The sequence below is a fragment of the Pseudomonas sp. PICF6 genome, assembly GCF_009831705.1.
In the GTDB taxonomy this organism is placed as follows: domain Bacteria; phylum Pseudomonadota; class Gammaproteobacteria; order Pseudomonadales; family Pseudomonadaceae; genus Aquipseudomonas; species Aquipseudomonas rhizophila.
The window spans coordinates 133,589-155,684 of the sequence record NZ_WUUD01000002.1 but is presented as its reverse complement, the minus strand read 5'-3'; the positions used below and the strand labels follow the sequence as shown (position 1 = coordinate 155,684).

The window sequence follows — 22,096 nt, the reverse complement described above, 5'->3', positions numbered from 1 at the left end:
CCAGCGTGCCCTTGCTGGCCTACAGCGCCGGTGCATTTCTCGGACGCTCGGTGAACCAGTTGCTGCGCCAGCGGGCCCTGCGTTTCACCACGGTTTACGAAACGGCCATGGCCGACAGCCTCAAAAGCATGGCGCTGGAGGGCCTGGGTATCGCCTGGGTGCCACAACTGAGCGTGCGTGCCGAACTGGCCCGAGGCGAACTGGTGGTCTGCGGCGGCGCGCAATGGCACGTGCCCCTGGAAATCCGCCTGTATCGCTGCGCGCTGGTGCGCAAGGCCAACGTGCGCTTGTTGTGGCGCAAGCTCGAGGGCGGCGCGGCGCAAGGCGTGACTGGCACCTGATACCACGAAGATCCTCTGTCGGAGCGAGCCTGCTCGCGATAGCGGTGTGTCAGGCAACGATGATGTTAAATGTCAGTCCGCTATCGCGAGCAAGCCCGTTCCCACAGGGGAATTGTGGTGCTTTTTCGCTGACCTGAGAGTCAATAAAACCGCCGTTTAACCACAAATGACAGATGGTCGCGACAGGGGCTGTTTATCTATTTCATTGAGGTATACTGCGCGGCCTTCGGCCGGTCCAGATCGGCCATAATTCGTACAACAAGCCACGCCGGTTTCCTGCGTGGCTTGTTGTTTTTTGACGCGCCTGCGGGCGCCCAGAGAGAAGAGGCACGACGATGAGTGCACTGGTTGGCGTGATCATGGGCTCCAAGTCCGATTGGTCCACCCTTAGCCACACCGCCGATATGCTGGAAAAGCTCGGCATCCCTTACGAGGTGAAAGTGGTCTCCGCCCACCGCACCCCGGACCTGCTGTTCCAGTACGCCGAAGAGGCTGAGGCGCGTGGCATCGAGGTGATCATCGCTGGTGCCGGTGGCGCGGCCCACCTGCCAGGCATGTGTGCGGCCAAGACTCACCTGCCGGTGCTGGGCGTGCCGGTGCAGTCGTCGATGCTCTCGGGCGTCGATTCGCTGCTGTCGATCGTGCAGATGCCGGCCGGCATTCCGGTCGCGACCCTGGCCATCGGCAAGGCCGGTGCGATCAACGCGGCCCTGCTGTCGGCGAGCATCCTGGGCGCCAAGCACCCACAATTTCATACCGTGCTGAAAAAATTCCGTGCTGAGCAGACAGACAGCGTCCTGGACAATCCAGACCCACGCATTGCCTGAGGTGGTTGACGAATGAAGATCGGTGTAATCGGTGGCGGCCAGTTGGGTCGCATGTTGGCCCTGGCGGGAACGCCGCTGGGAATGAACTTCGCTTTCCTCGATCCGGCGCCGGACGCCTGCGCCAGCGCGCTGGGTGAACACCTGCGGGCCGACTACGGTGATCAGGACCATTTGCGCCAACTGGCCGATGAAGTCGATCTGGTGACCTTCGAGTTCGAGAGCGTCCCGGCCGAAACCGTTGCCTTCCTGTCCCAGTTCGTCCCGGTCTACCCGAGTGCCGAAGCCTTGCGCATCGCCCGCGACCGCTGGTTCGAAAAGAACATGTTCAAGGACCTGGGCATCCCTACACCCGCGTTCGCCGACATCCAGTCCCAGGCCGACCTGGAAGCCGCCGTTGCTTCCATCGGCCTGCCGGCCGTCCTCAAGACTCGCACCCTGGGCTACGACGGCAAGGGCCAGAAAGTCCTGCGCAATCCTGAGGATGTGGCCGGCACGTTCGCCGAGCTGGGCAGCGTGGCCTGCCTGCTGGAAGGTTTTGTACCGTTCACCGGGGAAGTCTCGTTGATCGCCGTGCGGGCTCGCGACGGGGAAATCCGTTTCTATCCGCTGGTGCACAACACCCACAAGGACGGCATTCTCAAGCTGTCCGTTGCCAGCACCGATCATCCGCTGCAGGCCCTGGCCGAGGACTACTCCAGCCGTGTGCTCAAGCAACTGGACTATGTCGGCGTGATGGCGTTCGAGTTCTTTGAAGTGGACGGCGGCCTCAAGGCCAATGAAATCGCCCCGCGCGTGCACAACTCCGGGCACTGGACCACCGAAGGCGCCGAGTGCAGCCAGTTTGAAAACCACCTGCGGGCGGTGGCCGGGCTGCCGCTGGGCTCGACCGCCAAAGTCGGCGAAAGCGCGATGCTCAATTTCATCGGCAAGGTGCCGGACAGCGAGAAAGTCCTGGCGATTGCCGATTGCCACCTGCATCACTATGGCAAGGCGTTCAAGGCCGGGCGCAAGGTCGGTCACGCCAACCTGCGCTGCGCTGACCGGGCCACGCTGGCCCAGCAGATCATCAAGGTCGAGACACTGATCGCCGAACAATAGTCTTCAGTGTCGGTGGAACCATTGGTCGGCTAACTTCTCTGATGGCTAGGTGCCAAAGCCCGAACGGGCTTTGGTCTAGCGACTTACCTCAGAGGGAAATGCCATGGGAATCATTGGAACCATCTTTATCGGCTTGATCGTGGGCCTGCTGGCGCGCTTCCTGAAGCCGGGCGATGACAGCATGGGCTGGATCATGACCATCCTGCTCGGTATCGGCGGTTCGTTGGCAGCCACTTACGGCGGCCAGGCCCTGGGCATCTACCAGGCTGGCGAAGGCGCCGGTTTCATCGGTGCCCTGGTGGGCGCGGTGGTGTTGCTGGTGATCTACGGTCTGATCAAAAGAAACTGATTCTGTGACAAAGCCCCCTCTGCGTTGGCGCGCAGGGAGGGCTAGAATGCCCGGCGTCGTACTTCCTACTTATTGCCGAGCTCATTCATGCGCCGTTTAGTCTTGACCCTCCTTCTGCTGGGCAGCGGCCTGGCCCACGCCGCCGAACTGCCGGAAACCGACTGGCTCGAACTGATGCCCAAGTCGGATCAGAAAGCCCTCGAGGCCATGCCCGAGATTGACCACAACACCCCCGAAGCCAGCGGCACCTTCACCGAAAAAGGTGGCTTGAAACAAAGCAAGGGCTTACCGGCGGTCATGTATTCGAGCAAGACCGTGGCGTCGATGAACGACCGGCATATCCGCCTGGGCGGCTACCCGGTGCCGCTGGAGTCCGACGCCAAGGGCCGCAGCACGCTGTTCTTCCTGGTGCCTTACCCTGGCGCCTGCATCCACGTCCCGCCACCTCCGCCCAATCAACTGGTGCTGGTGCGCTATCCCAAGGGTTTGAAGCTGGACGACATCTACACACCGCTCTGGGTGACCGGCACGCTGAAGATCGAAAAGGTCGACAACGACCTGGCCAGCGCAGCGTACGCGCTGGAAGCGGAAAAGGTGAGGGTGGTGCAGGAGGCGGATCTGTAACGGCCGGCTGGCCTGATACAAATCCCAATGTGGGAGCGAGCCTGCTCGCGAAGCGGTGGGTCAGCCATCAACGATATTGACGGTCAGTCCGCTATCGCGAGCAGGCTCGCTCCCACAAAGTTTTGTGGTGCGGCTTAGAGCGGCTTGCTACCGATGCTCACCCCGAGGGTATGACTGGCCTGCGGCAACAGCGTTACCACATCGTCCATCACATTCGCCGTCTCGATACACAGCATGCGCTGCCAGCCATCGTCGGCCATGTCGCTGAAGGCCTTGGCGCGTTCGGTCCAGGGGTTCCAGATCACCGCCGAGCGTGAACCGCTGCTGGTCAGTTCGATGCGTCGTTCCCAGTGCGGGTCAACGATGCTCAGCTTCGCTGGGGTATCGAGATAGATGCGATCAGTCTCGCCGGCAAAGTGCAGATCGCCGGCCTGGGTCACGGTATTCCAGTCGTCCAGTGTTTCGATATAACGCAAGCCATCCACGCCTTCGACATGCACGTTGCGCACGTCACTGACAGCGAAGTAACTGTGCAGCGCCTGGCTCAGGCTGACGGTTTCGCTGCCGCGGTTATGGCTGGTGAGGTGGATGTGCAACTGCTCGTCCATCACGATAGTCAGCGTCAGGTCCACCTGATGGGGCCAGCCCGAGAGGCCGTTTTCGGGGTAGGGCAGCACGAATTCCACTTTCAGGCTCTCGCCCTGGGCTTCGATGCCCTTGAGCTCCCAATCCATGGCCCGCACCAGGCCGTGAGCGGTGGCCGGATCGTTGCTCACGCGCATGGCCTGCACGCTGTCGGGGTTGCGCGTCAGGTTGCCGAACCACGGCCAGCACACCGGCACCCCGGCACGGATGCTCTTGCCCGCCTTGAACGTTGCCTGGTCGTTGAGCCAGATCAGCGGCGGCTGGCCGTCGACCTGATAGCTGAGGATGTGCGCGCCTTGCTGGGCCACCAGCAACTCGGCCTGACCGTGGCGGATGCGCCAGCCGTTCAGTTCATCCAGTTTGACGGCTTCGACATGGGGCGTAGGCATACTGCAAGTCTCGCTCAGGAACATGAACTGCAATGGACCGCAAAACGGCCCCCGTGTTTAACGGGCGCGCGGCGGAACCGAGCGGGTACGGCCACTGCCATCGATGGCGACGAACACAAACACCGCCTCGGTGACCTTGCGCCATTCGCTGGACAGCGGATCGTCACTCCAGACCTCGACCATCATCTGGATCGAACTGCGGCCGATCTCCAGCGCCTGGGTATAAAAAGACAGCTGGGCACCCACGGCCACCGGCACCAGAAATGCCATGCGGTCGATCGCCACGGTGGCCACGCGTCCACCGGCCACTTTGCTGGCCATGGCCGTGCCGGCCAAGTCCATCTGGGAAACCAGCCAGCCGCCGAAAATATCGCCAAAGCCGTTGGTTTCGCGGGGAAGCGCGGTGATTTGCAGGGCCAGGTCGCCTTGCGGGATTGGATCTTCCTGTTCGAGCTCTATCATGCCGGGGGTGCCTCTGACCCGTAACTCTGTCTTATGTATCAGGTGAATAGCCGTCTTTGAAAAAAACGATTCAGCCCGAACATGCGTTCGTCACGTTTTTCGTAAAGGCGTGCCAAAGGGAAACTCTGCGAAACCGGCTGGCAGGTTACTACGCCACCAACGACGTTTTCGCACAGCAACCCCTTACAGAGTGTTGCAAGGTTGCGAGTATATCGAGCGATAGACGTCGAGACGACCACCCGGTTCCGATTTTGACTGTCAATTACGCACCTCTATGTGCTTTTTTGAACAATTTGCTATCGTGCCGAGCCTGCCCACCGTTGTCCGGGGTTGCAGAACTGACTATAAGAGAAGCCCTTGCCATGACCACTGCGCCTTCGAGCACGGCGACACCCGTTCAATCGGCTCGTCCGTTGACCCGTAACGATTACAAGACCCTGTCGCTTTCTGCCTTGGGCGGTGCGCTGGAGTTCTACGATTTCATCATTTTCGTGTTCTTCGCCACCGTGGTTGGCAAATTGTTCTTCCCCGCCGAAATGCCTGAGTGGCTGCGCTTGATGCAGACGTTCGGCATTTTTGCCGCCGGTTATCTGGCCCGGCCGCTGGGCGGGATCATCATGGCTCACTTCGGTGACCTGCTGGGACGCAAGAAAATGTTCACCTTGAGCATTTTCATGATGGCCGTGCCGACCCTCATCATGGGATTGCTGCCGACCTATGCCCAGATCGGCATGTGGGCGCCGATTCTGCTGTTGCTGATGCGCGTGATCCAGGGCGCGGCCATTGGTGGTGAGGTGCCGGGAGCCTGGGTGTTCGTTTCCGAGCACGTTCCGGCGCGCCACATCGGCTACGCCTGCGGCACGCTGACGTGTGGCCTGACCGTGGGGATTTTGCTGGGTTCGTTGGTGGCCACGGCCATCAACAGCATCTATACGCCGGTGGAGGTCGCGGATTACGCCTGGCGGATTCCGTTCCTGATGGGGGGTGTGTTCGGCCTGTTCTCGGTGTACCTGCGCCGTTGGCTGCACGAAACCCCGATATTCGCCGAGCTGCAACTGCGCAAGGCCCTGGCTGCGGAAGTACCGTTGCGAGCGGTGCTGCGTGATCATCGTGGCGCCATTGCCCTTTCGATGTTGCTGACCTGGCTGCTGTCGGCCGGCATCATCGTGATCATCCTGATGACCCCGACCGTGCTGCAAACGGTGTATCACTTCAGCCCGACCACCGCGTTGCAGGCCAACAGCCTGGCGATCGTATTCCTGAGCTTTGGCTGCATCGGCTCGGGCGTGCTGGCCGACCGCTTCGGTGCCGGGCGAGTGTTCGTGTTCGGCAGCGCGTTGCTGTTGATCACCTCCTGGACCTTCTACCACAGCCTGTTCAACCACCCCGACTGGCTCTTTCCGCTCTATGCCCTGAGCGGGCTGCTGGTGGGCACCATCGGCGCGGTGCCCTATGTCATGGTCAAGGCGTTTCCGGCCGTGGTGCGCTTCAGCGGCCTGTCGTTCTCCTACAACCTGGCCTATGCAATCTTCGGCGGCCTGACTCCGATGATCGTCACTTTGCTGCTCAAGGAAAGCCCGATGGGGCCGGCCTATTACGTGGCGGTTATCTGCGGTATCGGGATTGCGGTGGGGGCGTATCTCTGGAAGGAAGGTCGTTAAGCAGTTATTGACTGTATTGACTTCATCGCGAGCAGGCTCGCTCCCACACCGGATCTGCGTTCACCGCACATCCCCTGTGGGAGCGAGCCTGCTCGCGATTGGGCCTGCGCGATCGTCTTTTAAATCTCAATAATGGCCTTTCATCCAATTGTCATATTTCAGCCATAGAGTGTTCACACGGCTTACCGATACTTGGCCGACTTAACACACCTATCTGCTAGGAGTAAGGCATGAAACTGAAGCGTTTGATGACGGCAATGACCTTTGTCGCCGCTGGCGTTGCGACCGCCCACGCGGTTGCCGCTGTCGACCCAGCCATCCCGAGCTACACCAAGACCACCGGTGTGTCGGGCAACCTGTCCAGCGTCGGCTCCGATACTCTGGCCAACCTGATGACCCTGTGGGCCGAGAACTACAAGAAAGAATACCCGAACGTAAATATCCAGATTCAGGCCGCCGGTTCTTCCACTGCGCCACCTGCTCTGACTGAAGGCACCTCCAACCTGGGCCCGATGAGCCGCAAGATGAAGGACAACGAGCTGCAGGCCTTCGAAACCAAATACGGTTACAAGCCTACTGCTGTTCCAGTGGCCGTGGACGCCCTGGCGGTGTTCGTACACAAGGACAACCCGATCAAAGGCCTGACCATGGCTCAGGTCGATGCAATTTTCTCGTCGACTCGCCTGTGCGGCGCCAAGGCTGACGTCAAGACCTGGGGTGACCTGGGCGTGACCGGTGACCTGGCCAACAAGCCAATCCAGCTGTTCGGTCGTAACTCGGTATCCGGCACCTACGGCTACTTCAAAGAAGAAGCCCTGTGCAAAGGCGACTACAAGTCCAACGTCAATGAACAGCCTGGTTCGGCGTCGGTTGTACAGTCCATCAGCAGCTCGCTCAACGGCGTTGGCTACTCGGGCATCGGCTACAAAACCGCCAGCGTGAAAACCGTTGCTCTTGCCAAGAAAGAAGGCGGCGAGTTCATCGAAGACACCGAAGAAAACACCCTGAACGGCAAGTACCCACTGTCGCGTTTCCTCTACGTTTACATCAACAAGGCTCCGAACAAGCCTCTGGCCCCGCTGGAAGCTGAGTTCCTGAAGCTGGTTCTGTCCAAGCAAGGTCAGGAAGTTGTGGTCAAGGACGGCTACATCCCGCTGCCAGCCAAGGTTGCCGCCAAGGCCCTGGCTGACCTGGGTCTGTCCGAAGGCGGCAACGTCGCCAAGAAGTAACACCTGAGCCCGGGCCACACCCGGGCTTTTGTGGGGGCGAGCTAGCTCGCGATAGCGGTAGGTCAGTCAACATTGAGGTTTGAATGTGATGACCCCATCCCGAGCAAGCCCCCCACACCCCAATTTCTGTCCGCTGCCGGTATTCACGGGCGGCGGATTTGTTGCGTCACTGCATTGTCATCTTTCTGTCATACAGGATCGCTAGGGTGTGCGCATGAATGATCTGGCCAATTCCACAATGACTACGACTTCCCCTCCCAAGCGCATTGACTTCAATACGCCTGAACTGCAACGCAAGCGCCGTATCCGCGCGCTCAAGGATCGCCTGACCCGCTGGTACGTTCTGGTCGGCGGGCTCGCCGTGCTGGCGGCCATTACCTTGATTTTCTTCTTCCTGGCGTATGTGGTCCTCCCGCTGTTCCAGGGCGCGGACCTGACCTCCAAGGACTCGATTACTCCTGCCTGGATGCAGGACGCCGGCAAACCGCTGATGATCGCCATCGAAGAGCAGAACCAGGTGGCGATGCGGATCTCCGACAAGGGTCAGGCGCTGTTCTTCGATATCGATACCGGAGCAGAGCTGCGTCGTGTCGACCTGCCGGTGCCGGCGGGTGCCAGCGTGACCTCCATCGGCGAAGACCAACCCGGCAGCCCGCTGGTGGTGATCGGTCTGTCCAACGGCCAGGCACTGGTGGTGCGTCATACCTATAAAGTCAGCTATCCGGACGGCAAGAAAACCATTTCGCCGGCCATCGAGTACCCGTACGGCGAAACGCCGATTGTGCTCAACGAGCAGGGCGCGCCGCTGGAGCACGTATCGCTCAACGCCACTGATTCGACCCTGTTGCTCGCCGGTTCCACGGGCGCGCAACTGCAGGTGCTGTCGATCACCAGCGAAGAAAACATGATGACCGGTGAAGTCACCAGCGAGCAGACGCGTATCGATCTGCCGCAGATGACCGAGCCGGTCAAAAACATCTTCGTCGACCCGCGTCAGCAATGGCTGTATGTGGTCAACGGGCGTGCCCAGGCCGATGTGTTCAGCCTGCGGGAAAAGAGCCTCAACGGTCGCTACAAGCTGCTTGAGAACGGCGACGCCCAGGTCACCGCCAGCACCCAATTGGTAGGCGGGATTTCCCTGATCATTGGTGACTCCACAGGTGGCCTGGCTCAGTGGTTCATGGCCCGCGATGCGGACGGTGAGCAACGCCTGAAACAGATTCGTACGTTCCAGATGGGCACTGCGCCGATCGTTGAGATCACCGCCGAGGAACGGCGTAAAGGTTTCGTGGCCTTGGACGCTTCCGGCAAACTCGGCGTGTTCCACAGTACCGCTCACCGCACCTTGCTGGTGGACCAGGTGGTCGACGGCCAGGGCCTGTTCGGCATGTCGCCCCGGGCCAACCGTCTGATCGTGGAGCAAGGCGGCAAGTTGCAACCGTTGCTGCTGGATAACCCACACCCGGAAGTCTCGTGGAGCGCGTTGTGGGGCAAGGTCTGGTACGAAAACTACGACGAGCCTAAATACGTCTGGCAATCGACCGCGGCCAACACCGATTTCGAACCCAAGATGAGCCTTTCGCCGCTGACCTTCGGCACCCTGAAAGCGGCGTTCTACGCGATGCTGCTGGCTGCGCCGCTGGCGATTGCTGCCGCGATCTACACCGCGTACTTCATGGCCCCGGGCATGCGCCGCAAGGTCAAGCCGGTGATCGAACTGATGGAAGCGATGCCGACGGTGATCCTCGGTTTCTTCGCCGGCCTGTTCCTGGCGCCCTACGTCGAAGGGCACCTGCCAGGTATCTTCAGCCTGCTGATGTTGTTGCCCGTTGGCATCCTGGTGGCCGGTTTCGTCTTCAGCCGCTTGCCTGAGTCCGTGCGCCTGAAGGTGCCAGAGGGCTGGGAAAGCGCGATGCTGATCCCGGTGATCCTGTTCGTGGGCTGGCTCTCGCTGTACATGAGCCCGTACATGGAAGCCTGGTTCTTCGGTGGCGACATGCGCATGTGGATCTCCCATGATCTGGGCATCACCTACGACCAGCGCAACGCCCTGGTAGTCGGCCTGGCGATGGGTTTCGCGGTCATCCCGAACATCTACTCCATCGCTGAAGACGCCGTGTTCAGTGTGCCGCGTGGCCTGACCCTGGGCTCGCTGGCCCTCGGTGCCACGCCGTGGCAGACCATGACCCGCGTGGTGATTCTCACCGCCAGCCCCGGCATCTTCTCGGCGCTGATGATCGGCATGGGCCGTGCGGTCGGTGAAACCATGATCGTGCTGATGGCCACCGGTAACACGCCGGTCATGGAAATGAACCTGTTCGAAGGTCTGCGCACCCTGGCGGCCAACGTGGCGGTGGAAATGCCTGAGTCGGAAGTCGGCGGCAGCCATTACCGCGTGCTGTTCCTGTCGGCGCTGGTGCTGCTGCTGTTCACCTTCATCATGAACACCCTCGCCGAGCTGATCCGTCAGCGTCTGCGCAAGAAATATTCGTCGCTTTAAGAAAGGTAGAAGTCTGTGAAACAGAACTCCCTGAAAGGATGGTTCAAGAGCGGCGCCCCCGGCGTCTGGATCAGCGGTGGTGCGGTGTCCATCGCGGTCATCATGACCATTGGCCTGCTGGCAGTGATTGCCGTGCGCGGTCTGGGCCATTTCTGGCCGGCGGACCTGATCCACGCCAGCTACAACGTGCCGGGCATGCCCGCGCATCTGGTTGTAGGCGAAGTGGTGCAGAAGGAATCAGTGCCCCGCGAGCGTCTGAAAAGCGCTGGCCTGCCGGTGCCGGACGAAGGCCCCGAGTTCATGACCCGCGAGTTGATCAAGGTCGGCAACCGGGACCTCAACGGCACGGATTTCACCTGGATCGTCGGTGACTGGCTGACCAACCAGACCACGCCGCCGGAGCTGATGGCCATCGAGCGTCGTGAGTGGGGTAATTTCTACGGCTACCTGGTCAACGTCAAAGAGAACGGCAAGGTCATCGCCGAAGGCGAAGCGGCCTGGCCGGAACTGCAAGCTCGCGTGGCCCGGGTCAACAAACTCGCGGCTGAGCTCAAGACCCTGGAAAAATCCGACATCGGCGCAATCAACGCAGGGCTTGAGCGCATTCGTCTCAAAGGCCGCAAGCTGGAGCTGGAAGGCAAGCTGGACGCTGCTGCACAAGCGGACCTGGACGCTGACCGCGCCGAGCTCGATGCCCGCTACAAAGACATCGAAGCGCGTCTGGGCGACCTGCATTCGCAGTTCAACCGCGACAGCCTGACCGCCCGCGATGCCAATGGCAAAGAACTGGAAATCGAGATCGGCAAAGTGGTGCATGCCTACCAGCCGAACGGCATGGGGACGTTCACCAAGATCGGTTTCTATTTCAGCAAGGTCTGGGAATTCCTCAGCGACGATCCTCGTGAAGCCAACACCGAAGGCGGGATCTTCCCGGCGATTTTCGGCACCGTCATGATGACCCTGATCATGGCGATGGTGGTGACGCCATTCGGTGTGCTGGCAGCGGTGTACCTGCGCGAATACGCTCGCCAGGGACCGATGACCCGCCTGATCCGCATCGCGGTGAACAACCTGGCGGGCGTACCGGCCATCGTCTACGGTGTGTTCGGCCTGGGCTTCTTCGTTTATGTGTTAGGTGGTTCGGTTGACCGGTTGTTCTTCCCCGAAGCCCTGCCGGCACCGACATTCGGTACCCCGGGCCTGCTCTGGGCGTCCCTGACCCTGGCGCTGCTGGCGGTGCCGGTGGTGATCGTCGCCACCGAAGAAGGCCTGGCGCGTATCCCCCGTACCGTGCGCGAAGGCTCCCTGGCCCTGGGCGCGACCAAGGCTGAGACACTGTGGAAAATCGTGCTGCCCATGGCGAGCCCGGCGATGATGACCGGCATGATCCTCGCGGTGGCTCGCGCCGCGGGTGAAGTGGCGCCATTGATGCTGGTAGGCGTGGTGAAACTGGCCCCGTCGCTGCCGCTGGACGGCAACTACCCGTACCTGCACTTGGACCAGAAGATCATGCACCTGGGCTTTCACATCTATGACGTAGGCTTCCAGAGCCCGAACGTCGAAGCGGCGCGACCGCTGGTATACGCCACGGCGCTGTTGCTGGTGCTGGTGATTGCCACGCTCAACCTGTCGGCGGTGTGGATCCGTAACCACCTGCGCGAGAAGTACAAAGCACTCGATAGCTGATTTCACACTGATCTTTTGTGGGAGCGAGCCTGCTCGCGATGGCATCACCTCGGTTTTAAAGCCAAACCGAGTTGCCTGAATCGCGAGCAGGCTCGCTCCCAGACAACCGAACCGAATTTGTTAGCACAGGGAGCCTCCCATGCAACACGAGACACAAGCACGCGGCATCAACATGTCGGCCCTGGGCCGCGACAAGCAGAGCCTGGACCTGGCTCAGGAAACCGTCGCCATCGAAGTGCCCGGCCTGAACCTGTTCTACGGTCAGAAGCAGGCGCTGTACGACGTCAGCCTGAACATTCCGAAACAGCGCGTCACCGCGTTCATCGGCCCGTCGGGCTGCGGCAAGTCAACCTTGCTGCGCACCTTCAACCGTATGAACGACTTGGTGGACGGCTGCCGCGTCGAGGGCGAAATCAACCTCTACGGCAACGACATCTACCGCAAGGGCGAAGATGTGGCCGAGCTGCGTCGTCGTGTGGGCATGGTGTTCCAGAAGCCTAACCCGTTCCCCAAAACCATCTACGAGAACGTGGTCTACGGCCTGCGCATCCAGGGTATCAACAAAAAGCGCATTCTTGACGAAGCCGTGGAATGGGCGCTCAAGGGCGCGGCGCTGTGGGACGAGGTCAAGGATCGTCTGCACGAATCGGCACTGGGCCTGTCCGGTGGTCAACAACAACGTCTGGTGATTGCCCGTACCATCGCCGTTGAGCCGGAAGTCTTGTTGCTCGACGAACCTTGCTCGGCCCTGGACCCGATCTCGACCCTGAAAGTCGAAGAGCTGATCTACGAGCTCAAATCCAAATTCACCATCGTCATCGTGACCCACAACATGCAACAGGCGGCGCGGGTTTCCGACTACACCGCCTTCATGTACATGGGCAAACTGGTGGAATTCGGCGACACCGACACCCTGTTTACCAACCCGGCCAAGAAGCAGACCGAAGACTACATCACCGGTCGCTATGGCTAGTCGAGGCCGCTGTAAGCCGCACGTTTGACGCGGCGATACAGAAGCGGTGCGGTATCAGGATCAACATTCAACTGCTTGAAGCTTGCAGCTTGAAGCTTGCAACTTTCGCGGAGCGCACAAGATGATTTCGAAGGAAGGCCTTACTCACCACATTTCCGCACAGTTCAATGCCGAGCTCGAGGAGGTGCGCAGTCACCTGCTGGCCATGGGCGGGCTGGTGGAAAAGCAGGTCAACGACGCGGTGACCGCGCTGATCGAGGCCGACTCCGGCCTGGCCCAGCAAGTGCGCGAGATCGACGACCAGATCAACCAGATGGAGCGCAACATCGACGAAGAGTGCCTGCGCATCCTGGCCCGTCGTCAACCGGCCGCTTCCGACCTTCGCCTGATCATCAGCATCTCCAAGTCGGTGATCGATCTGGAACGAATCGGCGACGAAAGCACCAAGATCGCCCGTCGCGCCATTCAGCTGTGCGAAGAAGGCGAGGCGCCGCGCGGTTACGTCGAAGTTCGTCACATTGGCGACCAGGTGCGCAACATGGTGCGCGACGCACTGGATGCCTTCGCCCGTTTCGACGCCGACCTGGCACTGTCGGTGGCCCAGTACGACAAGATCATCGACCGCGAATACAAGACCGCGCTGCGTGAGCTGGCGACCTACATGATGGAAGACCCGCGCTCCATCTCCCGGGTGCTGAGCATCATCTGGGTGCTGCGTTCTTTGGAGCGTATCGGCGATCATGCGCGCAACATCTCGGAACTTGTGATCTACCTGGTGCGCGGCACCGACGTGCGGCACTTGGGGCTCAAGCGCATGAAGGCCGAAGTGGAGGGCACCTCGTCCGAAACCGCTAATGTTCCGGGCGAAACTGACGATAAGTAAGATTGCCCAAGAAAAGCGCCCGGCCTTCTGGTCGGGCTTTTTTTTGCGGCTTTTTTAATCGAAAGCAGCACCCCGCGAACGAAGAGTCCCGGCGTGACTGAAGGTTTTTTGGCAATATGCCATCAGTAAAAGCGGTATGCTTGCCGGGATTTTTTAGAGGTGTATCTGGATGAGTAAGGTCAGTGTGTTGGTCGTGGACGACGCTTCGTTCATTCGTGACCTGGTGAAGAAGTGCCTGCGCAACTACTTCCCGGGCATCCGCATCGAAGATGCGGTGAACGGTAAGAAAGCCCAATCCCTGCTGGCCCGTGAGGCGTTCGACCTGGTGCTGTGCGATTGGGAAATGCCGGAAATGTCGGGCCTGGAACTGCTGACCTGGTGCCGCCAGCAGGACAATCTCAAGGGCATGCCGTTTGTGATGGTCACCAGCCGCGGCGACAAGGAAAACGTGGTCCAGGCGATCCAGGCCGGCGTTTCCGGCTACGTCAGCAAGCCGTTCACTAACGAGCAACTGCTGACCAAGGTCAAGCAGGCCCTGCACAAGGTTGGCAAGCTCGACACCCTGATGAACAGCGCTCCGACCAAGATGAACTCGGCGTTCGGCAATGATTCGCTCAGCGCGCTTACCGGCGGCAAGGCGGCTCCGGTTGCGGCGGCGGCTCCGGCGGTCAATCCATTTGCCAAGCCTGCTGTCGTTGCAGCTGCCGCGCCCGCCGCTGTTGCTGCTCCAGCCCGCGGCATGCTCAACAGCCCGCCGGTCAAGGCGCCTTCAGCCTCCACCGCCCCGGCTGGCGCCAACCGTGGTCAGGGCCAGTTGCGCCTCTCCAGCGGCACCCAGCAATGCGTGATCAAGGCCCTGAGCCTCAAGGAAGCGCTGCTGCTGGTCAAACGCACCGACACCCTGCCACAGGTGCTGGAAAGCGCCGTGCTGGACATGGAGCAGGGCGACAACGCCGAAACCGCTCGCCTCAACGGTTACTTGCACGCCATCGTTGCTCACGAGCAGACCCCCGACAGCGAATGGCTGCAACTGACCTTCCGTTTTGTCGATAAAGACCCACAGAAGCTCGACTACATCTCCCGCCTGATTGCCCGCGGTACAGCGCAGAAGCACTTCGTACCTGGCGCCTGATTCGGCGGCGTCCTTCAGTCAGTCATCGCGAGCAGGCTCGCTCCCACAGTGATCTCTGTTGTTCACAAAATTTGTGTCCACAGCAGATCCAGTGTGGGAGCGAGCCTGCTCGCGATGGGGTCACCAGCGGCAATAGCGCCCTATCGGCCAACCCATTTTGAAACATCCGTCGACTACGCTGGTCCATCCAGCTGCTAGGCTGCTGTACAGGCCTTCATTTCGACAGAATTCTTGCCCATGTTTTTGCCCCTGCTGTTTGCCTGTGGTCTTGTCCTGGCCTCCACCTCGGCCGTGGCCATGACGATATACAAATCCACCGATGCCAATGGCGTGGTGTCCTACAGCGACCGCCCCAGCAAGGGCGCGCAGGTGTTCGTGTTCCGTGATCGCATGGTCGAACGTCTCGAGCGCCAGGTGTTTCTCGATATCAAGAAACAGAAGGGCGCGGACGCGGTGTTCGTGCGCAACGACTTGTACGCGCCGGTGGAGATCGAATTGAGTTTTGCCGGGCTACGCAACGTCAGCGGGGCACCGAGCCGGCCGATCCGGCGGGTGCTGCCGGCGCGCAGTAACCTGCGTCTGGCGCTGCTCACGGCCACGCGCCCCGGAAAGCCTTTGGTGTATACCCCGCGGTTCGAATACTCCCTGGGCGACCCTGCAGGCACGGCGCAGGCTTATCGCTACCCGCTGCCGTGGCGTGGTGGTCCGTTTCGGCTGAGCCAGGGGGCCAACGGTCAATACAGCCACTATGGCCCCAAAAACCGTTATGCCATGGACATCGCCATGCCCGAGGGCACGCCGATCATCGCGGCGCGCGGCGGCGTGGTGGTCAAGACGGAAAATCACCAGACCGGCCGTGGCACCGACCCGTCGGGCAACTTCGTGCGGGTGCTGCACGATGACGGGACCATGGGCGTGTACCTGCACCTGCAAAAAGGCTCGGTGAGCGTGCGGGAAGGGCAACGGGTGATGGTGGGAACGCCGCTGGCGCTGTCGGGCAATACCGGCAACAGTTCAGGTCCGCACCTGCATTTCGTGGTGCAGCGCAATACCGGGTTGGGGCTGGTGTCGATTCCCTACCAGTTCAATCAACCGGTGGGCGACTTGCCCAACTTTGCGTTGGGCAAGCAGTAAGTCCTGAATAGGCAGGGGGCTCTTGTGGCGAGGGGATTTATCCCCGCTGGGGCGCGAAGCGAGCCTCAGCACTGCTAACTCAATTGACCCGTCACCCTGGAATGTCAGCTTTTGGGGCTGCTTCGCAGCCCAGCGGGGATAAATCCCCTCGCCACAGGGGTGTTCAATATCAGGTTGACGCTCAATCGAGCATCAACACTTTCGCCAGGATGATCTTGGGCCCCTTCATCTTCTTGATGATTATCCGCAGGCCTTCGACTTCCAGCACTTCTTCCTCTTCCGGCACGCGCTTGAGGGTTTCATAGACCAGCCCGGCGAGGGTCTCGGCCTCGATGTGGTCCAGGTCGATGCCCAGCAGGCGCTCGACCTTGAACAACGGCGTGTCACCGCGCACCAGCAGCTTGCCCGGCTGATAGGCCAGGATGCCGCGCTCGGCCTTGCGGTGTTCGTCCTGGATGTCGCCCACCAGCACTTCGAGCACGTCTTCCATGGTCAGATAACCGATGATGTTGCCGTCGGCTTCTTCAACCAGGGCGAAGTGCGAGCCGCCCTTGCGGAACTGCTCCAGCAGCTGCGAGAGCGGCATGTGCCGCGACACGCGCTCCAGTGGGCGGGTGAGTTCGGCCAGGTTGAACGACTCGGGAATGTGATCCAGGGCCGCCAGTTCCAGCAGCAGATCCTTGATGTGCAGCAGGCCGACGAACTCCTGGCGATCGCTGTCGTACACCGGATAGCGGCTGAACTTGTGGCGACGGAACATCGCCAGGATCTCCTTGAGCGGCGCATTGAACTCCAGCGTCACCAGGTCTTCCCGGGAGTTGGCCCAGTCCACCACTTCCAGCTCGCCCATTTCCACAGCCGAGGCCAGCACACGCATGCCCTGGTCGCTTGGGTCCTGGCCACGGCTGGAGTGCAGGATCAGTTTCAGTTCTTCACGGCTGTAATGGTGCTCGTGATGCGGGCCGGGTTCGCCTTGGCCGGCGATACGCAGGATGGCGTTGGCGCTGGCATTGAGCAGGTAGATCGCCGGGTACATGGCCCAGTAGAACAGGTACAGCGGCACGGCGGTCCACAGCGACAGCAGCTCGGGCTTGCGGATCGCCCAGGATTTGGGTGCCAGCTCACCGACCACGATGTGCAGGTACGAAATGATGAAGAACGCGGTGAAGAACGACACGCCCTTGATCACTTCCGGCGACTCAACGCCGACCGCGCCCAGCAGCGGCTCCAGAACGTGGGCGAACGCCGGCTCACCGACCCAGCCCAGGCCCAGGGAGGCCAGGGTGATACCCAGTTGACAGGCCGACAGGTAAGCATCGAGCTGGCTGTGAACGGTACGCAGGATATGCCCGCGCCAGCCGTTTTTCTCAGCGATGGCCTCGACCCGGGTCGAGCGCAGTTTGACCATGGCAAATTCGGCCGCAACGAAAAAGCCGTTGAGCAGAACCAGGATCAGAGCAAAAAGAATCATGCCGAATTCGGCGAAGAGTGTTGCCAGGGACAAGCCAGGGGAAGGGTCCATGATGGAGTTTTGCGGGTTCCGTATATTCGAAAGGATTGGAAATGAGTGCCTGAAAAGGCAGGCACAAGTCAGCCAATGTAGCGGCTGACTGGGCCGTTGCCTAGTGGCGAGTGCTGGCCGGTCTCAATCGGCGGCGCGGGTGAGGCGCGCGCGAACCGTCTGTGCCGGGGCAAAATGGCAGGTAAACGTACTGCCGTGGCCGGGCACGCTGCTGATTTCCATGCGCCCGCGATGCCGCAGTAACACGTGCTTGACGATCGCCAGGCCCAGCCCGGTGCCGCCGGTATTGGAGTTGCGGCTGGAATCGACGCGGTAGAAACGTTCGGTCAGGCGCGGCAGGTGTTTGCTGTCGATGCCGATGCCCGAATCCTGCACGCTCAGGTGTGCGCCTTGGCCGTCGCCCCACCAGCGAACGTGAATCCGGCCTTGTTCCGGCGTGTACTTGACGGCATTGAACACCAGATTGGAGAAGGCACTGCGCAGTTCGGCCTCGCTGCCCTTGAGCTGCACGTTCGGGTCGGCTTCAAGGGTGATGGTCTGCTGCTTGGGCCCGGAGAGTTCCTGGGCATCCTCAACAATGATTTGCAGCAAGTCGTCGACAGGCACCGGCTGGTTGTCCGAGGGGTAATCGGTGGCTTCAAGTTTGGCCAGCAGCAGCAGGTCATTGAGCAGGGTCTGCATACGCCCGCTTTGCTGGTGCATCTGCTGCAACGCGCGGCTCCAGCGTGGGTTCACTTCCTCGACATTGTCCAGCAGGGTTTCCAGATACCCGCAGATCACGGTCAACGGCGTGCGCAACTCATGGGAGACGTTGGCGACGAAGTCTTTGCGCATCTGTTCCAACTGATGGATGCGCGTCACGTCACGCACCAGCATCAAGTGCTCGTTGTTGCCGTAGCGCGTGAGGTACAGCTGAATGCGCACCCGGTCATTGGTGGGCGAAGGAATCTCCAGCGGCTCGGCGTAGTTTTCCTGTTCGAAGTATTCCTTGAAGCGAGGGTGGCGCACCAGGTTGGTCACCGGCTGGCCGCTGTCCTGGGGGGTCTTGAGGCCCAGCAGGGTTTCGGCGGCGCGGTTCCACCATTCCAGGTTGCCATCGCTGTCGAGCATGATCACCGCGTCCTTGAGCGCCGCAGTGGACTCCTGGACCCGGTCGATCACCGCTTGCAGGCGGCCACGCACGCGCTGGTCGCGCCGTTGCAGGTGATAGATGCTGTCGAATACCTCACCCCACAGGCCATAGCCGTCAGGCGGGGCCTCGTCGGGTTTATGCAGGCGCAGCCACTCATGCATGCGCAGCAATTGCTTGAGCGTCCAGGCCAGGTACAGCGCCAGGCCCGCAGCCAGACTCCAGCCGTAGAAGCCGGTGATCAGGCCCACGACCAGACAGCCGGTCACTAGCAACAACATGTGGCGAATCAGGGTGCCATGCCAGTTTTGATTCAATTGAACGCGCGTCCTTGTCAGCTTGTCGGGCGGTAAGGGCTCGGGTCAGGCCTTGGTCGAAAAACGGTAACCGGTGCCGCGCACAGTTTGTACCAGATTCTCATAGGCATCGCCGAGGGCTTTGCGCAGGCGACGAATGTGCACGTCCACGGTGCGCTCTTCGACATAAACATTACCGCCCCAGACCTGGTCCAGCAGTTGCCCACGGGTATAGGCGCGCTCCTGGTGAGTCATGAAAAATTGCAGCAGGCGGTATTCGGTCGGGCCCATCTCGGCGGGTTTGCCGTCGATGGTCACGCGGTGGCTGATGGGGTCCAGCAGCAGGCCGCCGACTTCAATCGGTGCCTCGCCATCGGTCGGACCGGCGCGCCGCAACACGGCCTTCAGGCGTGCCACCAGCTCCCGAGGGGAAAACGGCTTGGTGATGTAGTCGTCGGCGCCAACTTCCAGGCCCTGGATCTTGTTGTCTTCTTCGCCCTTGGCGGTGAGCATGATGATCGGGATATCACCGGTCAGCTCATCGCGCTTGAGGCGTCGCGCCAGTTCAATGCCAGACGTACCGGGAAGCATCCAGTCCAGCAGAATCAAGTCGGGCTTGCGGTCGACGATGATGGCGTGGGCCTGTTGGGAGTTTTCTGCTTCCATGCAGTCATAGCCGGCCATCTCCAACGCAACGGCGATCATCTCGCGGATGGGCGCTTCGTCGTCGACGATCAGAATGCTCCTGCCAACCATGGGGTAATCCTCTTGTCATTTAACTGTCTTGCGCCGCATTAGATAACGGAATTATTGCAGTCGTGTGACACTTGTTTCGGCACCCGGCAGTGTAGAGGATCCTGGACTAAGCTTTTGAGTCCGATTCCTGACAACTGCAAAAGAAGGTTTCCATGACTTACCTTACCCAATCCATCAAGGCTCTGGGCCTGGCGGTTGCCTTGGTGCTGCCGGCGCTGGCGTACGCGGCTGACGAACCGGCGATGATCAAAGATGGCATGCTGACCGACCACAAGGGCATGACGTTGTATACCTTTGAAAAAGACCAAGGCGGCAAGTCAGCGTGCATTGCCAAATGCGCCGAGAACTGGCCACCGCTCAAGGCTGAAAGCGCTGCCATGCCCATGGGTAAATGGACCGTGATTACGCGCGACGACGGGTCGTCGCAGTGGGCCTACGACGGCAAGCCGCTGTACACCTTCGTGAAGGACAAGAAAGCCGGAGACAAGACCGGTGACGGCGTGATGGGCGGTGCCTGGAAGGTTGCCAAGCCCAAGTAGCTGATCGGTGCTAAAACGCTTTTGTGGCCGGGGAGCAAGCTCCCCCGCCACAAAGATTTCATGACCGTGGGTTCAGCGCTGGGTCAGCGGTCTCACCGCAACGCGTAATCCAGCACAATCCCCACGAAAATCGCCAACCCGGCCCAATGGTTGTGCAGAAACGCCTTGAAGCAGCGCATCCGGTCCCTGCTGCGGGTGTACCAGAATTCCCAGGCAAAACACCCGGCAGCGGCCACAAGCCCCAAGTGGAACCAGCCGCCCAACTGGAATTTCGACCCGGCCAGCAGCAGGCAACCCAAGGCCAGGCCCTGCAGCGTCAGGATGATCACCCGGTCGGCATCGCCAAACAGAATGGCCGTGGACTTGACGCCGATCCGCAAGTCATCGTCCCGGTCAGTCATCGCGTAATAGGTGTCGTAGCCCACCGTCCACAGCAGGTTGGCGATGTACAGCAGCCAGGCCGCCGCCGGCAAATTCCCGGTTTCGGCAGTGAACGCCATCGGCATGCCCCAGGAGAACGCTGCCCCCAGCACCACTTGCGGATAGTAGGTGTAGCGCTTCATGAACGGGTAACTGAACGCCAGCGCCAGCCCGCCGAGGGACAGCAAGATGGTCGGTGCATTGGTGCACAGCACCAGCAGGAAGCTCACGCCCATCAGCACCGCGAAGAACACCAGCGCCTCTTTCGAACTGATCTTGCCGCTCACCAGCGGGCGCTGTTCGGTGCGTTTGACGTGGCCGTCCACCTTGCGGTCGGCCCAGTCGTTGATCACACAACCACCGGCGCGAGTCAGAACCACGCCAAGCACGAAAATCACGATGTTGGCCAGGGACGGCGAACCTTCCCCGGCAATCCACAAAGCCCACAACGTCGGCCATAACAGCAGATAGATGCCGATGGGCTTGTCCAGGCGCGTCAGTTGCACGAAGTCCCACGCCCGCGGGTTCAGGCGGTTCAAGGATTTGAGCAGTTGCACGTACATCAGCAGTTCTCCGAATAGGCGCGGGCGACGGTCCACAGGCGCGGCAGGAAAATTTCCGCCACCAGCACACTCAACGTTCCGCGATCAAAACGCGAACGGCGGCCCCACAGTTCACGAGCGCGCACCTCAGCCGGCAACCATTGTTCGGGGTAATGGCAAACCTCGATGGCCCGGCGCTGGAACGCCTGGTCGCAAAACAGCAACTCGCCCAGAGAGCGACTGCCCAGCTCGTCCATCTGCAAACCGTCGCCCTGCAACGCGCTACGCGCCGCCACACTGCGGGCAAACACCCAGGCCTCGCCATGGCCGCGCAGATACACCTCGCGTACCCAGCCTTCGCTGCCCTCGGCCAGATCCAGCGCGGCACATTCATCGGCACGCAAGGGTTGCCAACCTTCGAACAGCGGCGTCACGCTGAAACGCTCATCCGACAGCCGCGTCAGGCGCCGGGTCAGGGACCCTTCGTCGAATAGCCAGTCGAGCACACAGGCGTCAGGGCGAGGCGACAGCAGGGGCTGGGGCAACCATTGGAGTGTAGGAAATATCGAATTTGTATGCGGCACAGAGGTCTTGAATGGCAGCAAATGAGGCCGCGAGCTTACCATGTCGGTTGGCGAATTTGATTCAGCGGGGCGGTCTTAGCGTCGATCATGCTTGCATCTCTCGCGACCGATCAGTACAAAACGCCCTGAGCCGGAAGGGGCAGCTTTACATCGACCCAACCATACCGGCAAATGCCGACACCTGAGGAAGTACCTGAATGAAAAAGTGGCAATGTATTGTCTGCGGCCTGATCTACGATGAAGCCCTTGGCTGGCCGGATGACGGCATCGCGCCCGGCACTGCCTGGCAAGACGTACCCGAAGACTGGCTCTGCCCGGACTGCGGCGTGGGTAAATCGGATTTCGAAATGATCGCTATCTGATCGTTTCCTGCAT

General features: G+C 60.8%; 22 protein-coding genes. 15 read left to right on the top strand and 7 right to left on the bottom strand.

Annotated features, from left to right (window positions below; all coding sequences use genetic code 11):
• From GSM73_RS26660 to GSM73_RS01765, 5 genes are all read left to right on the top strand, one after another.
• Window positions 1-341 (top strand): LysR substrate-binding domain-containing protein (locus GSM73_RS26660; RefSeq protein WP_256676641.1); only part of this gene is annotated, 341 nt, incomplete at its 5' end.
• Window positions 342-676: 335 nt separating this feature from the next.
• The gene (purE, locus tag GSM73_RS01780; protein WP_003196369.1) at window positions 677-1,168 is read left to right on the top strand and encodes a 5-(carboxyamino)imidazole ribonucleotide mutase; all 492 of its coding nucleotides are present in this window, start codon (window positions 677-679) and stop codon (window positions 1,166-1,168) included.
• 12 nt (window positions 1,169-1,180) lie between these two features.
• Window positions 1,181-2,266 (top strand): 5-(carboxyamino)imidazole ribonucleotide synthase, encoded by a 1,086-nt coding sequence (locus GSM73_RS01775; protein WP_047226717.1) that lies wholly within the window; start codon window positions 1,181-1,183, stop codon window positions 2,264-2,266.
• 103 nt (window positions 2,267-2,369) lie between these two features.
• The gene (locus GSM73_RS01770; RefSeq protein WP_039593587.1) at window positions 2,370-2,615 is read left to right on the top strand and encodes a GlsB/YeaQ/YmgE family stress response membrane protein; all 246 of its coding nucleotides are present in this window, start codon (window positions 2,370-2,372) and stop codon (window positions 2,613-2,615) included.
• An 87-nt stretch (window positions 2,616-2,702) separates the two neighbouring features.
• Window positions 2,703-3,239, top strand: a complete 537-nt coding sequence (locus GSM73_RS01765; RefSeq protein WP_076383207.1) for a DUF3299 domain-containing protein — start codon at window positions 2,703-2,705, stop codon at window positions 3,237-3,239.
• Window positions 3,240-3,373: 134 nt separating this feature from the next.
• Here the strand turns inward: GSM73_RS01765 and GSM73_RS01760 are convergent, their stop codons facing one another.
• Both GSM73_RS01760 and GSM73_RS01755 read right to left on the bottom strand, forming a co-directional pair.
• Window positions 3,374-4,273 carry a D-hexose-6-phosphate mutarotase gene (locus GSM73_RS01760; RefSeq protein ID WP_047226719.1) on the bottom strand — a complete coding sequence of 300 codons (900 nt, stop codon included), beginning with the start codon at window positions 4,271-4,273 and terminating at the stop codon, window positions 3,374-3,376.
• A gap of 57 nt (window positions 4,274-4,330) precedes the next feature.
• Window positions 4,331-4,735 (bottom strand): acyl-CoA thioesterase, encoded by a 405-nt coding sequence (locus GSM73_RS01755; protein WP_003177184.1) that lies wholly within the window; start codon window positions 4,733-4,735, stop codon window positions 4,331-4,333.
• Window positions 4,736-5,097: 362 nt separating this feature from the next.
• Here GSM73_RS01755 and GSM73_RS01750 point away from each other — a divergent pair, with 362 nt between their 5' ends.
• The 8 genes from GSM73_RS01750 to GSM73_RS01715 all read left to right on the top strand — a co-directional run bounded on the left by GSM73_RS01750 (window position 5,098) and on the right by GSM73_RS01715 (window position 15,933).
• Entirely contained in the window at window positions 5,098-6,396 is a 1,299-nt protein-coding gene (locus GSM73_RS01750) for an MFS transporter (RefSeq protein WP_047226720.1), read from the top strand.
• A gap of 230 nt (window positions 6,397-6,626) precedes the next feature.
• Window positions 6,627-7,625 (top strand): phosphate ABC transporter substrate-binding protein PstS family protein, encoded by a 999-nt coding sequence (locus GSM73_RS01745; protein ID WP_076383209.1) that lies wholly within the window; start codon window positions 6,627-6,629, stop codon window positions 7,623-7,625.
• 466 nt (window positions 7,626-8,091) lie between these two features.
• Window positions 8,092-10,125, top strand: a complete 2,034-nt coding sequence (locus GSM73_RS01740; RefSeq protein ID WP_172833810.1) for an ABC transporter permease subunit — start codon at window positions 8,092-8,094, stop codon at window positions 10,123-10,125.
• 15 nt (window positions 10,126-10,140) lie between these two features.
• Window positions 10,141-11,811: a phosphate ABC transporter permease PstA gene (pstA, locus tag GSM73_RS01735; protein ID WP_047226723.1), complete on the top strand. Its 1,671-nt coding sequence runs from the start codon at window positions 10,141-10,143 to the stop codon at window positions 11,809-11,811.
• 139 nt (window positions 11,812-11,950) lie between these two features.
• Complete coding sequence (gene pstB / locus GSM73_RS01730) at window positions 11,951-12,784, top strand: phosphate ABC transporter ATP-binding protein PstB (protein WP_047226724.1); 834 nt, start codon at window positions 11,951-11,953, stop codon at window positions 12,782-12,784.
• A gap of 121 nt (window positions 12,785-12,905) precedes the next feature.
• A complete protein-coding gene (gene phoU, locus GSM73_RS01725) occupies window positions 12,906-13,667 on the top strand; it encodes a phosphate signaling complex protein PhoU (protein ID WP_047226725.1) in 762 nt (253 codons plus the stop codon).
• A gap of 169 nt (window positions 13,668-13,836) precedes the next feature.
• A complete protein-coding gene (locus GSM73_RS01720; RefSeq protein WP_047226726.1) occupies window positions 13,837-14,799 on the top strand; it encodes a response regulator in 963 nt (320 codons plus the stop codon).
• Between the two features lie 237 nt (window positions 14,800-15,036).
• Window positions 15,037-15,933 (top strand): M23 family metallopeptidase, encoded by an 897-nt coding sequence (locus GSM73_RS01715; RefSeq protein ID WP_047226727.1) that lies wholly within the window; start codon window positions 15,037-15,039, stop codon window positions 15,931-15,933.
• A gap of 181 nt (window positions 15,934-16,114) precedes the next feature.
• On the opposite strand, the gene GSM73_RS01710 is transcribed toward GSM73_RS01715, so the two are convergent.
• The 3 genes from GSM73_RS01710 to phoB all read right to left on the bottom strand — a co-directional run bounded on the left by GSM73_RS01710 (window position 16,115) and on the right by phoB (window position 19,636).
• A complete protein-coding gene (locus tag GSM73_RS01710; RefSeq protein WP_076383211.1) occupies window positions 16,115-17,455 on the bottom strand; it encodes a hemolysin family protein in 1,341 nt (446 codons plus the stop codon).
• Between the two features lie 123 nt (window positions 17,456-17,578).
• A complete protein-coding gene (gene phoR, locus GSM73_RS01705) occupies window positions 17,579-18,865 on the bottom strand; it encodes a phosphate regulon sensor histidine kinase PhoR (RefSeq protein ID WP_230682609.1) in 1,287 nt (428 codons plus the stop codon).
• An 81-nt stretch (window positions 18,866-18,946) separates the two neighbouring features.
• Window positions 18,947-19,636 (bottom strand): phosphate regulon transcriptional regulator PhoB, encoded by a 690-nt coding sequence (gene phoB / locus GSM73_RS01700; RefSeq protein ID WP_003177195.1) that lies wholly within the window; start codon window positions 19,634-19,636, stop codon window positions 18,947-18,949.
• Window positions 19,637-19,788: 152 nt separating this feature from the next.
• Between phoB and GSM73_RS01695 the strand changes: the two genes are divergently transcribed.
• Window positions 19,789-20,175: a hypothetical protein gene (locus GSM73_RS01695; RefSeq protein ID WP_047226730.1), complete on the top strand. Its 387-nt coding sequence runs from the start codon at window positions 19,789-19,791 to the stop codon at window positions 20,173-20,175.
• A 92-nt stretch (window positions 20,176-20,267) separates the two neighbouring features.
• Here the strand turns inward: GSM73_RS01695 and ubiA are convergent, their stop codons facing one another.
• Both ubiA and GSM73_RS01685 read right to left on the bottom strand, forming a co-directional pair.
• The gene (ubiA, locus tag GSM73_RS01690; RefSeq protein ID WP_160891400.1) at window positions 20,268-21,158 is read right to left on the bottom strand and encodes a 4-hydroxybenzoate octaprenyltransferase; all 891 of its coding nucleotides are present in this window, start codon (window positions 21,156-21,158) and stop codon (window positions 20,268-20,270) included.
• Window positions 21,158-21,721, bottom strand: coding sequence for a chorismate lyase (locus GSM73_RS01685; protein ID WP_047226791.1), 564 nt, complete (start codon window positions 21,719-21,721; stop codon window positions 21,158-21,160). Before GSM73_RS01685 ends, ubiA begins: the two co-directional genes overlap by 1 nt.
• 197 nt (window positions 21,722-21,918) lie before the next feature.
• Between GSM73_RS01685 and GSM73_RS01680 the strand changes: the two genes are divergently transcribed.
• Window positions 21,919-22,083: a rubredoxin gene (locus tag GSM73_RS01680; protein WP_047226732.1), complete on the top strand. Its 165-nt coding sequence runs from the start codon at window positions 21,919-21,921 to the stop codon at window positions 22,081-22,083.
• Window positions 22,084-22,096: the final 13 nt, after the last annotated feature.

Excerpts from the sequence above, each read along its gene's own strand:
- GSM73_RS01745 (WP_076383209.1), top strand. The coding sequence starts at position 6,627 with ATGAAACTGAAGCGTTTGATGACGGCAATGACCTTTGTCGCCGCTGGC.
- GSM73_RS01775 (WP_047226717.1), top strand. The coding sequence starts at position 1,181 with ATGAAGATCGGTGTAATCGGTGGCGGCCAGTTGGGTCGCATGTTGGCC.
- GSM73_RS01755 (WP_003177184.1), bottom strand. The coding sequence starts at position 4,735 with ATGATAGAGCTCGAACAGGAAGATCCAATCCCGCAAGGCGACCTGGCC.
- GSM73_RS01740 (WP_172833810.1), top strand. The coding sequence starts at position 8,092 with ATGCAGGACGCCGGCAAACCGCTGATGATCGCCATCGAAGAGCAGAAC.
- pstB (WP_047226724.1), top strand. The coding sequence starts at position 11,951 with ATGCAACACGAGACACAAGCACGCGGCATCAACATGTCGGCCCTGGGC.
- ubiA (WP_160891400.1), bottom strand. The coding sequence starts at position 21,158 with ATGTACGTGCAACTGCTCAAATCCTTGAACCGCCTGAACCCGCGGGCG.
- phoB (WP_003177195.1), bottom strand. The coding sequence starts at position 19,636 with ATGGTTGGCAGGAGCATTCTGATCGTCGACGACGAAGCGCCCATCCGC.
- purE (WP_003196369.1), top strand. The coding sequence starts at position 677 with ATGAGTGCACTGGTTGGCGTGATCATGGGCTCCAAGTCCGATTGGTCC.
- phoU (WP_047226725.1), top strand. The coding sequence starts at position 12,906 with ATGATTTCGAAGGAAGGCCTTACTCACCACATTTCCGCACAGTTCAAT.
- phoR (WP_230682609.1), bottom strand. The coding sequence starts at position 18,865 with ATGTTGTTGCTAGTGACCGGCTGTCTGGTCGTGGGCCTGATCACCGGC.
- GSM73_RS01720 (WP_047226726.1), top strand. The coding sequence starts at position 13,837 with ATGAGTAAGGTCAGTGTGTTGGTCGTGGACGACGCTTCGTTCATTCGT.
- GSM73_RS01695 (WP_047226730.1), top strand. The coding sequence starts at position 19,789 with ATGACTTACCTTACCCAATCCATCAAGGCTCTGGGCCTGGCGGTTGCC.
- GSM73_RS01770 (WP_039593587.1), top strand. The coding sequence starts at position 2,370 with ATGGGAATCATTGGAACCATCTTTATCGGCTTGATCGTGGGCCTGCTG.
- GSM73_RS01715 (WP_047226727.1), top strand. The coding sequence starts at position 15,037 with ATGTTTTTGCCCCTGCTGTTTGCCTGTGGTCTTGTCCTGGCCTCCACC.
- GSM73_RS01765 (WP_076383207.1), top strand. The coding sequence starts at position 2,703 with ATGCGCCGTTTAGTCTTGACCCTCCTTCTGCTGGGCAGCGGCCTGGCC.
- GSM73_RS01750 (WP_047226720.1), top strand. The coding sequence starts at position 5,098 with ATGACCACTGCGCCTTCGAGCACGGCGACACCCGTTCAATCGGCTCGT.
- GSM73_RS01680 (WP_047226732.1), top strand. The coding sequence starts at position 21,919 with ATGAAAAAGTGGCAATGTATTGTCTGCGGCCTGATCTACGATGAAGCC.
- GSM73_RS01710 (WP_076383211.1), bottom strand. The coding sequence starts at position 17,455 with ATGGACCCTTCCCCTGGCTTGTCCCTGGCAACACTCTTCGCCGAATTC.
- GSM73_RS01760 (WP_047226719.1), bottom strand. The coding sequence starts at position 4,273 with ATGCCTACGCCCCATGTCGAAGCCGTCAAACTGGATGAACTGAACGGC.